This window comes from Leptospira kemamanensis, from assembly GCF_004769665.1.
Taxonomy (GTDB): domain Bacteria; phylum Spirochaetota; class Leptospiria; order Leptospirales; family Leptospiraceae; genus Leptospira_A; species Leptospira_A kemamanensis.
The window spans coordinates 86,841-101,591 of record NZ_RQGG01000050.1 but is presented as its reverse complement, the minus strand read 5'-3'; the positions used below and the strand labels follow the sequence as shown (position 1 = coordinate 101,591).

At 39.5% G+C, this 14,751-nt stretch carries 13 protein-coding genes; 9 read left to right on the top strand and 4 right to left on the bottom strand.

From position 1 onward, the window contains the following. Positions 1 to 4: 4 nt before the first annotated feature. Complete coding sequence (locus EHQ59_RS16700) at positions 5 to 958, bottom strand: MBL fold metallo-hydrolase (protein WP_208652453.1); 954 nt, start codon at positions 956 to 958, stop codon at positions 5 to 7. 58 nt (positions 959 to 1,016) lie between these two features. Here EHQ59_RS16700 and EHQ59_RS16695 point away from each other — a divergent pair, with 58 nt between their 5' ends. The 3 genes from EHQ59_RS16695 to glyA are packed head-to-tail and all read left to right on the top strand — an operon-like array spanning position 1,017 to position 3,954. Beyond that, entirely contained in the window at positions 1,017 to 1,841 is an 825-nt protein-coding gene (locus tag EHQ59_RS16695; protein ID WP_135621107.1) for a rhomboid family intramembrane serine protease, read from the top strand. 53 nt (positions 1,842 to 1,894) lie between these two features. Further along, on the top strand, positions 1,895 to 2,707 hold the full coding sequence (locus tag EHQ59_RS16690) for a lipoyl protein ligase domain-containing protein (RefSeq protein ID WP_244245596.1): 813 nt from the start codon (positions 1,895 to 1,897) through the stop codon (positions 2,705 to 2,707). Then, entirely contained in the window at positions 2,704 to 3,954 is a 1,251-nt protein-coding gene (gene glyA / locus EHQ59_RS16685; protein WP_135620991.1) for a serine hydroxymethyltransferase, read from the top strand. The genes EHQ59_RS16690 and glyA overlap by 4 nt, the downstream gene beginning before the upstream one ends. 5 nt (positions 3,955 to 3,959) lie before the next feature. On the opposite strand, the gene EHQ59_RS16680 is transcribed toward glyA, so the two are convergent. After that, positions 3,960 to 4,766, bottom strand: coding sequence for an NRDE family protein (locus tag EHQ59_RS16680; protein WP_135621106.1), 807 nt, complete (start codon positions 4,764 to 4,766; stop codon positions 3,960 to 3,962). A 103-nt stretch (positions 4,767 to 4,869) separates the two neighbouring features. Here EHQ59_RS16680 and EHQ59_RS16675 point away from each other — a divergent pair, with 103 nt between their 5' ends. From EHQ59_RS16675 to EHQ59_RS16665, 3 genes are read left to right on the top strand one after another with little or no spacing between them, the layout of a single operon-like run. After that, the gene (locus EHQ59_RS16675; protein WP_135620989.1) at positions 4,870 to 5,481 is read left to right on the top strand and encodes a DUF4254 domain-containing protein; all 612 of its coding nucleotides are present in this window, start codon (positions 4,870 to 4,872) and stop codon (positions 5,479 to 5,481) included. Then, positions 5,478 to 6,536 (top strand): glycosyltransferase family 9 protein, encoded by a 1,059-nt coding sequence (locus EHQ59_RS16670; protein WP_135620988.1) that lies wholly within the window; start codon positions 5,478 to 5,480, stop codon positions 6,534 to 6,536. Before EHQ59_RS16675 ends, EHQ59_RS16670 begins: the two co-directional genes overlap by 4 nt. A 47-nt stretch (positions 6,537 to 6,583) precedes the next feature. Continuing rightward, positions 6,584 to 7,636: a hypothetical protein gene (locus EHQ59_RS16665; protein WP_425270165.1), complete on the top strand. Its 1,053-nt coding sequence runs from the start codon at positions 6,584 to 6,586 to the stop codon at positions 7,634 to 7,636. A gap of 21 nt (positions 7,637 to 7,657) precedes the next feature. Here EHQ59_RS16665 and EHQ59_RS16660 read toward each other — a convergent pair whose 3' ends face one another. Further along, on the bottom strand, positions 7,658 to 8,251 hold the full coding sequence (locus tag EHQ59_RS16660; protein ID WP_135620986.1) for a hypothetical protein: 594 nt from the start codon (positions 8,249 to 8,251) through the stop codon (positions 7,658 to 7,660). Further along, positions 8,248 to 9,537, bottom strand: coding sequence for a glycosyltransferase (locus EHQ59_RS16655; RefSeq protein WP_135620984.1), 1,290 nt, complete (start codon positions 9,535 to 9,537; stop codon positions 8,248 to 8,250). The genes EHQ59_RS16660 and EHQ59_RS16655 overlap by 4 nt, the downstream gene beginning before the upstream one ends. A gap of 49 nt (positions 9,538 to 9,586) precedes the next feature. On the opposite strand from EHQ59_RS16655, the gene EHQ59_RS16650 reads away from it, so the two are divergent. From EHQ59_RS16650 to EHQ59_RS16640, 3 genes are read left to right on the top strand one after another with little or no spacing between them, the layout of a single operon-like run. Next, positions 9,587 to 10,915, top strand: coding sequence for an O-antigen ligase family protein (locus tag EHQ59_RS16650; RefSeq protein WP_135620982.1), 1,329 nt, complete (start codon positions 9,587 to 9,589; stop codon positions 10,913 to 10,915). 4 nt (positions 10,916 to 10,919) lie between these two features. Further along, complete coding sequence (locus tag EHQ59_RS16645; RefSeq protein WP_135620980.1) at positions 10,920 to 12,896, top strand: glycoside hydrolase family 5 protein; 1,977 nt, start codon at positions 10,920 to 10,922, stop codon at positions 12,894 to 12,896. Then, on the top strand, positions 12,893 to 14,749 hold the full coding sequence (locus EHQ59_RS16640) for an adenylate/guanylate cyclase domain-containing protein (RefSeq protein ID WP_135620978.1): 1,857 nt from the start codon (positions 12,893 to 12,895) through the stop codon (positions 14,747 to 14,749). Before EHQ59_RS16645 ends, EHQ59_RS16640 begins: the two co-directional genes overlap by 4 nt. Positions 14,750 to 14,751 lie beyond the last annotated feature (2 nt).

The window sequence follows — 14,751 nt, the reverse complement described above, 5'->3', positions numbered from 1 at the left end:
GTCATTATAAGTGGAATCTGAGTCCTTCTCTTGCTAAATGAATTTTCAACTTCTTTTCACCTAATTGCCGTTTGTGCAATTTGGCACTTTCATAAATATCATAAATTTTTTCATCGGAGTAACTTGGTTCATGGTGAGTGAGAACTAAGTTTTTCACACGCCAAGAAGAGGCACAATTCACAGACATCGTGTATGCCGTATGCCCCCAATCAAATTTGGAAAAGGATTCATCAAGTGTGTATTGGGTATCTAAAATCAGAAGGTCTGCATCTGCAAAAAAAGGCATACACTCATGGATGAGATCCATGTCCGCTCCCGTAAACTCAGCATCGGTTGCAAAAATAAATATTTTCCCTGCTCGATTGGTAAACTTATACGCAAACGAACCGCCAGGGTGTTTCAAAGGATAACACTCCACTTTGAGACCCGAAGGAAATTCCAAAACATCACCAGGGAAAAAAAGTTTGAACTCTTTTGCAGAACCAGTGCCATCCAAAGTCACAGGAAAAAACTCAGGTTCTTGTTGTCTTTGCAGGCGTTTTTCTAAATCGGAATAAGGAGAATAAAAATGCAAATGGAAGTCTGGGAAATAAATGGGTTTAAAAAACGGAAGGCCTTGGATATGATCCCAATGTGTGTGTGTGATGAAAAAGGAGACTGTTTTTTTCAATTGGTTTGTGAAGTATTCGGAAACCAATTCATCTCCTAAATTTCTGAGTCCCGTTCCCATGTCCAAAACGTAGGTTTCCCCATCATCATCCGTCACCGAAACACAGGTTGTGTCAGATCCTGTGACAAATTTTAGATGATACGGAAGATTTTGCCAAAACTCATCCGCCGATCCTTCGGCCCCAGATTGTCTGTAGAGGTCTAGAATCTCGATTATCTTTTTGCGGTAGTCTTGGTTTCGGAGGGGGCTCGCAATGGAACCGCGGACTCCGTAGAGTTGCACAATCACTTCCTCGATGCTAGGAAATCGACTTTCCTTGTCACTCAAGATTTACGACCTTGAATTTATGGCCTCTCGTACCCCAGGATATGAACTTCGTTTTGGACCACCCATGGTTCCCGTTGTCCGCACTCTCATTTTCATCAATGTCATTTTTTTCATTCTCCAAATGGTGACTAAACTCACCTTCCAAACTCCGCTAGTGGAACTCTACTTGGGGCTCTCACCAGAACTTGTCTTTCGAGGTTGGGTATGGCAACTCGTGAGTTATGCCTTCTTACATGGAAGTTTTTTACACATCCTGTTTAATATGTTAAGTCTTTGGATGTTTGGTTCGGAACTGGCAGAAGTTTGGGGAGAACGTGCTTTTCTCAAATTTTATTTTTTCACTGCATTTCTCGGTGGGATCGGAACCATCACCGCTCAATTTTTGGGAATCCCACAAGGGATCGTAGTGGGAGCAAGTGCCAGTATCTACGGTCTCCTTGTGGCCTATGGAATGACTTGGCCAAACCGGGAACTCCTTGTGTTTCTGATCTTTCCTATGCGTGCCAAGTACTTTGTCATGATTGTGATGCTTATGGTTTTGTTTGCCCAAGGTGAGAAGGTAGCTCACTTTGCCCATTTGGGGGGAGCTATTGGTGGTGTGATCCTAATGAAACTGTATACGGGATGGAAAGGAACCAAGTCTTCCCTTCCCACGTGGTCACTCTCTCGTTACTTACAAAAACGAAGGTTTATGCGTTACCAAGAAGAAATGGCAAAACGAGAAAATGCCAAAACAAAGGTGGATGAACTTTTGGAAAAAATTTCCAAAAATGGAATGGAGTCTTTGTCCAGAAAAGAACGTAAGTTTTTAAACGAAGCGTCTCAAAAATACTTCAACGAGTGAGTTCTAAGGTATTTTTCTTTCCCCCGATTCCACCAAGATCGCCTTACTATAATTTGGCGATCGAGGAATCCATTGCTGTCCAGTTGGTAAAATCAGATCTCACAGCAGGAATCCGGTTATGGAAAAATCCAGATTCCATCATCCTCGGGTTATCTGAAAACCCATATCGGAATATCAAAGAACATATAGTCAGTGCTTATGAAAACGAAGCAAAACACATTGGGTTTCAGAAAAAACCAAAACCAAACTTTTGTTATATTGCTAGGCGTGCGTCTGGTGGTGGAACCGTTTTCCACTCATTCTCTGGCAATATTAACTATTCTTTGTATTTCAATTTGGAAAAAAGAAAGGAACTTTTCCCAGTAAAAGACAGTTACGATTTTATCTTGGGTATCATCGCAAAATCCCTGTCTCACCAAAACATCCAGTCCTTTCCCAAAGGGAAATCAGATCTTGTTTTGGAAAAAGATGGTGTCTTTAAAAAAATCTCAGGAAACGCACAATTTCGAAAACGCAGTTGTATTGTCCAACATGGGACCCTGATCTTAGAAGAAAATCTCATCGACCGTGTCGCCGAAGTATTACACCACCCACCGGAAGAACCAGACTATCGTAAGGAACGAAGCCATAAGGAGTTTCTTACCTCCCTTCCCTCATTTTTTTCCGAAGAAAAATGGGCCATCGATTTGATTCGGGAGGTTTTCCTGTATTTACAAGAGCCAATCCCTACTGATTTTTCAAACATTTCCTTCTTTGGAAGGGACTTTTCTACTTTTCGGAAACAAGTGCTCCGAGAATCTGAATTTATTCGCAAGAAGAAATACCAAAATCCAGAATACACACTCCACAGAGAAATTCCGACATGAGTTATTTACAAAAACAAGACCCTGAAGTTTATGCTGCCCTAAAAAAAGAAGACGAAAGACAAGAACATTCCCTCGAAATGATTGCGAGTGAAAACTTTGTTTCTCGTCCCGTCCTCGAAGCGTATCACTCTACACTGACCAATAAATATGCGGAAGGTTATCCTGGAAAACGATACTACAATGGCTGCGAAAATGCTGACAAAGTAGAAGAACTAGCCATTGAAAGAGCCAAAAAAATGTTTGGTGCTGAATATGCAAACGTACAACCACATAGCGGTGCTCAGGCGAATATGGCAGTGTTTCTTGCTACTCTTGAACCAGGAGACAGTTTTCTTGGAATGAATTTGGCACACGGCGGCCACCTAACACATGGTAGTGCAGTCAACATCAGTGGAAAATATTTTAAACCAATCCCTTATGGAGTGGATGAAAAAACAGAAACCATTAATTACGATGAAGTCGCAAAACTTGCCAAAGAACACAAACCAAAACTCATCGTTGTCGGTGCTTCTGCTTACCCTCGTATCATCGATTTTAACAAATTCAGAGAAATTGCAAATGATATTGGTGCCAAAATCATGGCGGACATTGCACATATCTCTGGTTTGGTGGTAGCGGGCGAACACCCAAGTCCCATCGGTGTCTGTGATTTTGTCACAACGACTACTCACAAAACATTACGTGGACCACGTGGTGGACTCATTTTGTCTTCTGCTGAAAACGAAAAAGTTCTAAACTCTCGGGTGTTCCCTGGAATCCAAGGGGGACCTCTTATGCATGTGATTGCGGCAAAAGCAGTGGCATTTGGAGAAGCACTCCAACCAGAATTCAAAACTTACATCAAACAAGTGGTAAAAAATGCGAAAGTCCTCGCAGAAGTGTTCCAAAAACGAGGTTTCCGTGTGGTCTCTGGTGGAACTGACAACCATATCGTTCTTCTGGATGTGTCAGTGAAAGGTCTTACTGGTCGTGATGCTGCAGATGGACTCGATCATATTGGTGTGACTGTGAATAAAAATGCGATCCCATTTGATAAAAATCCTCCAGCAGTAGCATCAGGAATCCGACTCGGAACACCAGCTCTTACCACAAGAGGACTCAAAGAAAAAGAAATCGAAGCCGTTGGGAATTTGATTTGTGATTTCTTAGATCATTTTGGAGATGCAACTTGGGAAACAAAAGTAAAAGCAGCTGTGAAAGAAATCACTGATGCCTTCCCAATGAAACACTTCCGATTAGAAGACTAAACTGATCATTTAGTCTCGCTAAACTCTAAAACCAATCTCCGTTCCGTATAATCATCTGATAACGGATCGGAGAAAGTCCTTTCGATCATCGAAAGCGTTCCCTTTCCATAAAAAACTAAAGTAGAAGCTCTTGTTCCGTACTTCGGTGTTTTGATTCGGACAGAGGAGAGATACCTTTCTCGTTCGAGGCCAATGCCTGTGTCAGGAAGTGAGTTCTCATCTTTCACGAGTTCTCCATCACTTAGGGAACAAAAGAGTTCGGATTCTATTTCCTGCTGAGAAATGGTTTGGTTCATAGAGGCTTGCACCAACTCTTCCACTTGGGATTGGAGTTTGATCGTTTTTGGCCAAGGGGAATTCCAACTGGCATTACTCACAGCATGGAATCCTTTCTCGACAAGGTGAATGCCAAAGGGATCACCACCAACGGCCAGTGCCTCACTGCCATCAAAAAGAAATAAATTAAATCCTTCGTAGTTTTCTTTTTGGGACTTGATCTCGTCTGCATACGTAGAAACACGAAGAGTCTGATCCGATTCTAAAAACCGTTTTACGAGTTCCCCGCGAGACTTTGGGCTCGGATGTGGAGGTTTTCGAAAATTACGTACATTGGTAAGAAAGGCAAGTTTACCAAAACGATTCCCACCAAGCCAAGTTCCCCCTGCTTTTAAATCTTTTCCCGCAAGGATTTTCGAATTCGTATCCCAAACATGTAAGGCTTCTGTGGGCCTTTCAAAAAATTCATCTCGATTGGAAACGACTACCAATGGATAATCCGGATGGATCCGATGAGCGATCACAACTAAACACATCTCATTCAAAAACACTCGCGCCTTGGCAAAAGAAAGCGAAAAACCTGATAAATATTTGGATTGAACCCCAAAAACAATCTGAAAACGTGAATTGCATTACGATATGAAAGCATTGGAAGCCACAAAAGCCGTCTCTATTTTCCAAGAATCCGTTTTGGATTGGCATAAAAAAGAAGCCCCTCACCCCAATCCGTATCCTGATGGTACATTAGAATTCACCCTTTACCAAAAAAACCACATCGATACCATCCAATGGCATATCGAAGACGAAATCCGTAGACCAGACATTGCTTTGGAAGAGGTAGTTGCCCTCAAACGGAAAATTGACAAACTCAACCAAGACCGTACTGATATGGTAGAAAAGTTGGATGACTTTGTGATTGAGATGTTTCGTTCCGTCACACCCAAACCAGATGCCAGACTCAATTCAGAATCGCCGGCATGGTTACTCGATCGGATGAGTATTTTAGAACTCAAAATTTATCATATGGAAGAACAGGTGAAGAGAAAAGATTCATCTGCCACCAAAGAACATATTGAAAAATGCCAATCGAAGTTAACAGTATTACTCGATCAAAGAGAAGACTTAAAACAATGTTTAGGCGAATTATTTGATGATTATGCCAAAGGAATCAAACGAGTCAAAGTATATCGCCAAATGAAGATGTATAATGACCAAAATCTAAACCCGTCTTTGTATAAGTATCAAAAATGACAAACCTTCTAGTACTTCGGTTTTCAGCGATGGGAGATGTTGCCTTAATGACACCAGCTCTCATTGCCATAGCTGCTAAATATTCTAATATTCAGTTAACAGTCGTTACTAGAGGAAATTTTGCTCCATTTTTTTATAATATCCCCAATTTAAATGTTTTGGGGATCAATCTCAAAAAATACAAAGGGCTTTTGGGTTTATGGAGGATGTACAGAGACATCGATAAGTTAGGCCCATTTGGTTCTGTGATCGACCTACATGGTTCTGTACGTTCGAGATTCATTGCCTTTTTTTTCCGACTAAAAGGTGTTCCTTATTCCAAAATCATCAAAGGTCGAAGAGAAAAGTTAGCACAGACTAGACGATACAATAAAAAATTAAACCAACTCCCCCACACTGTGGAACGTTACCTTAATGTTTTCCGTAAATCTGGGTATGATGCACCCATCCGAAAAGGCCCTTGGCTAAATGTGGATGGTGAATCTAAAATGTTTGCCAAAGACTATTTTAAATCCATTGGTATCGACAAAAAAGACGGACAGTGGTTTGGGTTTGCACCATTTGCAGGGCATGCTTTAAAAGAGTGGAGTTTTGAGAAATGCAAACGCCTTGTTGAAGTTTTGGTTTCAGAATTTCCCGATTGCCATGTTTTTTTGTTTGGTGGTCGAGATGAAACCAAAGAATTAGAAATTTTAAGAAACAACCTAACGCAAGTTCATATTGTCCAAGGTGGAAATTTAGGAATCCGAGGGGAACTTGGAATCATGGATCGACTCGATGTGATGATTGGGATGGACAGCTCCAACGTTCACATTGCAGCCTTATTAAAAAAACCTGTGATTGGAATTTACGGAACCACACACCCAATTTCGGGATTTGGTCCCTTTGCCCAAGAAGATTCGGGGGTTTTACAAGTGGATTTGCCTTGTAGGCCTTGTTCGATTTATGGAAATACAAAATGTTGGCGTGGCGACCATGCTTGTATGGAACTGATCGATCCTTTGGATGTCGTAAGAAGAATCCGACTCATCCAAAACGTAAACACTCTTTGGTAAAGTTCAAAAACTTTTTTTGAACCATTTGTTTTTAGGAGACTTTTGTGATGAAACGAATTCTGTTATTCATGATATTCCAAAAAAAAGAACTCCTAGCCTATTCTATTCTAAGTTTTTTCAAATTCTTCTTTTTGATTCTACTCTTTAGCATTTCCATTTTTCATCTACAAGCAGAAGAATTTAGTTCCGAATTTCAAACAGTAGATCTCACATCACCTAACAAAAAAGACTATGAAGAACAAATCAAATGCCAAGTAGAGACCTGTAAACAAATTCAGTATACAACTGACGGAACGTATTTGGAAGAAGTTTGGAAAGAGCTTGGTAAAAACGGTGGAAAACTCGTCGTCAATTTTTTGGATTCTCCTATGAAAATCACAGATCCCAACATGGAAGACATGACGGAGTACCTGAGAGAAATCGCAAAACGAGATGGCCATGTGAGTTTTGAACCATTTTATATCGCAACAAGAGCTATCGGGATAACCGATGTTCCCATTGTAAAAGATTTGTTTGGTTTATCCTATAATCTTTACAAACGAATTCGTTCCTTTGTTAAATTTGGACGGATGGCACATTATAATGCAAAAGTTTTATACCATCCCACAAATGGCAAAGTATTACAAATTTTCTTTTTCCATAAAAACTTTGGGAACCTCTGTGAAACTGTGTATTCCACATGTGATCGCATTGAATACATTGATGACGAATTATTTGATAAACAACTTTCGTTACGATTGAGTGAACCAACACAAAGAGGAATTGAAATTCGATTTGGCCAAACTCCTGCCATTTTACCGACTACAAAACTCGATCTTGGAAATTTATTAGATACCAACAGGTCAGCTAGGCTTTATAAATGGCTCATCATTTCCAAAAAAACAGAGACAAAAACTGTAGTGAGAGAACGTTTTTTAAGTTTGGAACTCGCGATCAAAGCATTAGATTATACGCTCAGTGCTTACGAACTCGTAGAAACAATCCAATTGTACTTACCTGCCAGGTCCAAACAGGCTGAAGTCACCTACGAAGAAACGGAAGAAGGAAAACAAGTTCGTTCCGTTGTCTTTTATCCAATTCCTAGTGAAGAATCTCGTTAAGTGTAATATCCAATTCAAAAATCAAATTTTGTTTTGCCTATATTTCACAACCAATACAAACACAAGACAAGCAAGACCCGCAGAACCAGGGAACAGTGTAGTTGTTAAGTTCCATTCAGCCAATGCCAAAATGACCAATGTGTTTCGAAATAAAAAGATCAAATAAAAACCAAGTGGTTCCGAATGAGGCAAAACATATCCTTTTCGAATCGTGGGAATGAATCCAAGAGAATCGGCAAAGGAAAGTACAATGACAGCGGCAAGTGGGCTCGAAAAATAAAACCAAAACGGCAAACTAGAAAGTGCTAAAAGAAAAAAGAACCAATCAGCCTTTGTAATTTTGATTTCCCCTCTTTTTTGGTAAGCGTAAAGAGCAACAAGGAGAGTAGTAAAACCAGAGATGGCAATGGGAATCGTTCCGATTCCACCTTTCCCCACAAGTTGAGCAAAAAATACAATACAAGTTGTTACTCCCCAGATGATCCAAGAAAATACATGAGGTTGCACTTTGCCACTTGCAATCCCTTTTAGGTACGGAATGTACGCATAAAAAGTAAGTCCAACAGCAAGGGCACTGAGAAACGTACGAACTTCAATACCCAGAGGGTTTGTCATTGCATAAAATCAAAAAACAAATCAAAGATATTTGTCTTTTTTACTTTTCCTTTCATGGCTTCGATCACTTTGCCATACACTTCTTCCATCGCATCCACACATTTATCCATCTCATGGCCTTGAGCAATATGAATGGATTGTTTGGAAAATTTAGAATATAAGGAAGGATTACGAATGATTTCTAAAGCGGATAAGGCAATTCCTTTTGCATCAAAGGACTTGGCGATAAATCCATTTTCTCCATGGCGAATGAGTTCTGGTAACGCAAATGCGTCCACTCCAACAGCTGGTAATCCACAAGCGATGGCCTCAAGAACTACTAATCCTTGTGTTTCCATGGTGGAAGCAGTCAAAAAAACATCATACTGAGGATACACATCATGTAAAACAGCATTCGGGACAAAACCTTTGAATTCCACAGAATTCTGAATACTCAAATGTTCGGCTTGTCTTTGTAAGGAAGGAATGGCAGGTCCTTCCCCGATGATAGTTAACGTTGCTTTTGGAAATTGTTCGTGAATGAGTTTGAAAGCATTGATGACGATATCACAATTTTTTTCATACGAAATCCGTCCCACATGTAAAAACTTTGGAGCATCTCCACTCAAATACTCTTTTGGTTTTCCTTGGAATCGTTTGAGATCCATTCCATTGGAAACAACTGTGATTGGACGAGTGATTCCATATTCAATCAATTGTTCTTTGATGAGATGGCTTGGCGATATGACCACATCACACCTGTTATAGATATCGTTACAAATTTTTAGTATGATTTTTTTTCGAATATTGAAGTTATCAAATTTTACAATTTTATCCAACTCGTCGATGTTTAACTTTTTTTTAAATTTGTTAGCTTTAAAAAAAAGTTTATCCAATTTAAAAAGGCGATAAAAGGAAACATACATCTCCTGTTCTGCCATTAGGGTATGATAGGTTCCAATGGTTGGAATTCCAAATCGTTCTGCTGCATTGACCGCATAGAGTCCAAGAAGACCAGGTGTGTGAATATGGATGAGATCGGGTTTAAAGTCTTCGATGATCCGTTTGATTTTCCCCGGCGATGGCAAAACTACCTTGATGTCCGGATAACTTGGCAAATATCCAGAACGAAATCGAATCACCTGGATATTGTCCGTCATCCGATCGAAGTCCCCATCCCCGTATTTGGGAGCACAAATGCAAAATTGGTGGCCTCGGAGAGCCAAAAGTTCTGAGAAATTCTTAATGGAAACAGCGACCCCGTCGGTTTTTGGCAAAAAAGTATCGGAAAAATATAAAACTCGCAACTGTTACCTCTTTACAAATGAGAGAAAAGGATTAGTCTCATCCAAAGTTATGATTTACCGAATCTACCGCTCGTTTCTTGCCTTGTCCATCATTTCCTGCGCCCTTTCTGTTTCCCTTAGCCAACTTTTTCTTCTATTGTCTTTTGTGTTTTTTCTATTTCTCGAAGAAAAACCCAAACTTTCGAGTAACCTTGTCAAAATTCTTTTTATTTTTTACGGATGGCAAATTGTAACGCTTTTGTATCATTTCGCAAGTAATGGATTTGACCCAATTTCCATTAAACATGCGTTTCGCGACGAAATGAAAGACATCTTTCTTGTCACAGCATTTATCTCAGTCCAAGGAATCAAAAAAGAAGATAAAACATTTTTGTACAAAACTTTTTTTATTTTTTCCCTTGTGATTGTTTTTACCGGTTTTATCTCAATCTTTTCCATGACAAGGCTCTCGAGGCTCATCTCCGATTTATACAAAACCTCTACTTCATGGCCATACCAACACCACTATGGAAATATTGGACCTCTCAACATCTACCTTCCCATTGGACTCATGAATACTCACCTCACCTTTGGTGGATTACTTGCATTTATCTTTCCTGGTTTTGTATTCCGACTTTATGACTCTTGGTACAATAAATCTTCAAAACGAATCATTCTGATTCACGTTGTTTTATTATTCCTTGTCTCTATCGTGTTTTTATTCAATAATGCTAGGTCTTCTTTACTTGGAGCTTTGGTCAGTGTGATTTTTGGATTGTATGTCTTAGTTTTTATCGATCATGACATTTCTAAAAAGATGATCAAACGAACTAGTTTCATTCTCCTAGGTTTTTTGCTTCTACTTTTCGTCGGTTACAATTCCACCAATGCTGTCAAAAGAGTTGTGGATCCTTTGTTTGGTGGGGAAAAACACACTGACTCGGGAAGGACTTTTATATGGGATTCCACTTTTCCTTTAATCAAAACAAATCCGATTTTTGGAATCGGTTCTGGTAACTATCAAAACGAAATCGAAATCTCCAGAAAAAACAAAGAAAAAGAAAACAGAGAACTAGCCTTCTTTTACGAAGTAACACAAAGAGGCCATGCTCATAACGATTATTTTCATTTAACGGCTGTATTCGGATTCCCTCAAAGTGTCTTGTATTTAATTTTATTTGGCACAATTTTGTATACTCTACTCAGCTCCAACATCCCCAAACAAGTGCGATTTATGACATATGGGCTTGTTGGTTTTTTTGCCTCAGGTCTACTTCAGTGTTATTTCCAAGATGATGAAGTACTAATCGTTTTTTATTTTCTATTAGGATATTTGAACTTTTATGCGGAAGAAAATACGAAAGCATTAGAATCACAGAAGAGTAACAATTTAGGATAAAAACATGACATTAGAAAAATTATCTCCAAAGGGTGAATGGTTTGTAGATACGAAAGGAAGGAAAGTAATCCTTCGTGGTGTAAATTTGGGTGGTGACACAAAGGTGCCTTATCCGAGCGGAGGGACTCAGTACCCAACTGATTTTTCCGACCACAAAGAAGTCAGTTTTATAGGTCGGCCTTTTCCTTTAGAAGAAGCTCATGTTCATTTTACTCGATTGAAGTTATGGGGATTTAATGCCTTACGATTGTTGACAACTTGGGAAGCTGTAGAACACAAAGGCCCTAATTTATATGATGAAGCTTATCTAAACTATTTCACTGAAATTGTTCGCCTAGCAGGAGAATATGGTTTTTATGTTTTTATCGATTTTCACCAAGACGTATGGTCAAGGATGACTGGTGGAGATGGTGCACCAGGTTGGATTTTTGAAAAACTGGGTATCGATTTCAAAAAACTTTCGGAAGCAGACGCGGCAATCGTAATGCAACGAGTTTACGATTATTCCAATCCTGGAATTCGCCAAGAAAACAATTATCAAACCATGTGTTGGTCACAGAACTATCGTTATGCTGGTAATGGCATTATGTGGACTTTGTTTTTTGGCGGTAGAGACTTCGCACCTCATTTTTTAATCGATGGCAAAAATGTCCAAGACTATCTCCAAGACCATTATCTCGGTTGTATGAAACAAATTGCAGAACGAGTCAAACAATTTGATTTTGTTTTGGGATTTGATTCCTTAAATGAACCTGGAAAAGGGTTTATTGGACGTGCCATGAATGACCGAGGTCTTGTTAATAAAGATGAAGACCCTTCTAAACCAGGACTTGCTTGGTCTCCGATCGATGCTTTGTTTTCGTCGCATGGCCATTCCGTTGATTTACCATATCTTACATTGAAAGTATGGAAAGGTGGATTTGTTCCAACAAAAACAGTGACTGTGAACCAAAAACAAGTTTCCATTTGGTTACCAGAATCCCCTGGAGATCCGTTCCAATTGGAAGGGGCATACACCCTCACAAAAGATGGCACCCCATTCATCGAAAAAAATGATTTTTTCCAGAAGGTAAATGGCGAAGAAAAAGATTTTGATCGAGACTATCTCATTCCTTTTATGAGAACCGTTGGCAAAACCATCCAAGAGATACGCAGTGATTGGATGGTATTCATTGAACGTGAAGCATCCGATGCATTTACTCATCCTCACTTGAACGGCGAAGTGCCAAAGCTTTCGGTGAATGCTGCTCATTGGTATGATATCCTTACCTTACTCTTCAAAACCTTTTTGTATCCGATAGCCATTGATACTCTTACCAAACGACCAGTGTTTGGAAAATCAGGCATTGAAGCCATGTATGTTCGCCAGCTAACAAGAATTAAGAAAACTGCAGATTCGGTTCCAGGAAAAATCCCAAGTTTAGTTGGTGAATTTGGAATTCCCTTTGATTTACAAGGTGGAAAAGCTTACAAGGAATGGAAAAAAGGAAATCACTCTCCCAAAATTTGGAAACGGCATGTCATGGCACTCGATGCCATGTACAATGCTATGGACAAATTATTTTTATCCAATACTCTATGGAACTATACTGCTTCCAATGAAAACGATTTGATGGTGGGAGATGGTTGGAACCAAGAAGATTTAAGTATATATTCAAAAGACCAAATCATACCAGGCTCTGACCCTGATGTTTATGGTGGAGGTGGACGTGCCATTGAAGGATTTTGCCGACCTTATGCTGCTAGGATCCAAGGGACTCCCACCAAAATGGAATACCAACTAGATTCTAGAGAATTTGTTTTAGAGTGGAATTCAGACGTATCAATCACCGAACCATCTATGATCAAAATTCCAAGATTTGTGTATCCAAATGGTGTACAGATTGTACTCTCCAATGCGGAAAAAATTTCTGAAACGAATGGAGAATTAACAGTCAAAGGAAATGGAGGGAAATCCTCAGTTACCGTAAGGCCACTATGATTGATTTAAACACCATCCTACAAAAATACCCTTGGGAAGAACCATGGAAGTCTATGGGCAAACACATGGACAACCTTTGGGAATTTGACTTGTCCATCACAAGAGAAGAAATTTGGCCTTATCTCATTGATACCTCTTCTTTCAACCAAAGGATCGGACTACCGAAATTCCAATATTGGGAAGAAGATGGCAAACTCATTGGAAAAACGAAACAAGCTGGATTTCATTTAGAATGGGAAGAAGTCCCTTGGGAATGGGAATACCTCAAAGAAATTGGGAATGCCAGAATTTACAAACGAGGATTTGCCAAATACATTCGGATCAAAATCGTTGCAGAGTCACTAGGTGAATCACGTTCGAAAGTGTATGTGTATTTGGGAGCCATACCCCGAAATTTTTTCACAAAAAAAATACTCGAAATAGCACTTCCGAAACTCAAAGAATCGTTTCAAAAAGGATTCCAAGAAATCGAAGAAGAAATCAAACGTGGTAAACCAAAACCATTGGCAAAAGCAGGAAAGGAAAACACGTTCTTCCCTGAAGCACAATGGATTCATCCCGAAAAGTTAGACAAACAAATCCCAGTTCTCGTTGAGAAAGGAATCCCAAAAGAAACAATCGAAAAGGTATTCCATTGGATCAAACAATCTCCAGACAATGATTTAGATCGAATTCGTATTAAATCCGTTAGTCGCATATTAGACATAAACCCAGATGAAGTTTTATTTTTATTTTTACATGGTTGTCGACTTGGTATTTTTACATTGAGTTGGGATATTGTTTGTCCTCATTGTCGTGGAGTGAGAACATCCCTCACAAAACTTGGCGATATGCCCGCAAAAGACCAATGTGACGTTTGCGAAATTGATTTTGACACAACGGGAGTCAACTCTATCGAAGTCACTTTTCACCTCCATCCAAGTGTTCGAATCGTCGAAAAACAGATGTATTGTGCAGCTGAACCCGCCACCAAACAACATATTTTACTCACAAAACGAGTCGGAGGCAGGAAATCTTTTTCTTCTAACTTACTCATAGGCTCTGGTGTTTACCGACTCCGCAGAAAAGGAGAAAAAAAATATCGTTTAGTGGAATCAAAACATTCCCATAACCAAACAGATATTTTGTGGTTACCTGAAACAAACGACGAAGAAATTAAGGTTAGCCCAAAACCAAATTTGGTATTTGAAAACGATTCGGAACAAGAAGTCACTATTGTCCTCGAAGAACGAAGTGAAGACCAAAATAGCCTTAGGCCATCTGAGATTTTTGATTACCAAGAGTTTCGTGATTTGTTCTCAGAAGAAGCCATTGCTACAAATTTACAATTGGATATTGGAATCAAAACGATTCTATTCACAGACATTGTTGGTTCTACCAAGTTTTATGAAACAGAAGGTGACCACGGAGCCTTTTTACAGGTCAGAGAACACTTCATCAAAACCAACCAAATCATTCAAAATTTTAGAGGTGTGGTAGTAAAAACAATTGGTGATGCGGTGATGGCAAGTTTTTCTTCTCCTCTCCAAGCACTCAAAGCTGCCAAAGAGATGCAAGAATGGTTTCATCCCGAAAACAAACACACTCCTGTCCGGATTCGAATTTCCATCCATACAGGTAATTGTTTGGCGGTTAATTTAAACAGTAACATCGACTACTTCGGAAACACAGTCAATTATACGGCAAAGATACAATCCGTAACCAATTCTGGGGAAATTTCCTTCAGTGAAACCATTTTCCGAGACAAAGACATCCGAGAGTATTTAAGGCAAGGGGAAATCAAATTGAAAAAAATGGAATATCCTCTTCCTTGGGCCAACCGAACAGACTTTGTTTATATCTGGAAAGTATAAGC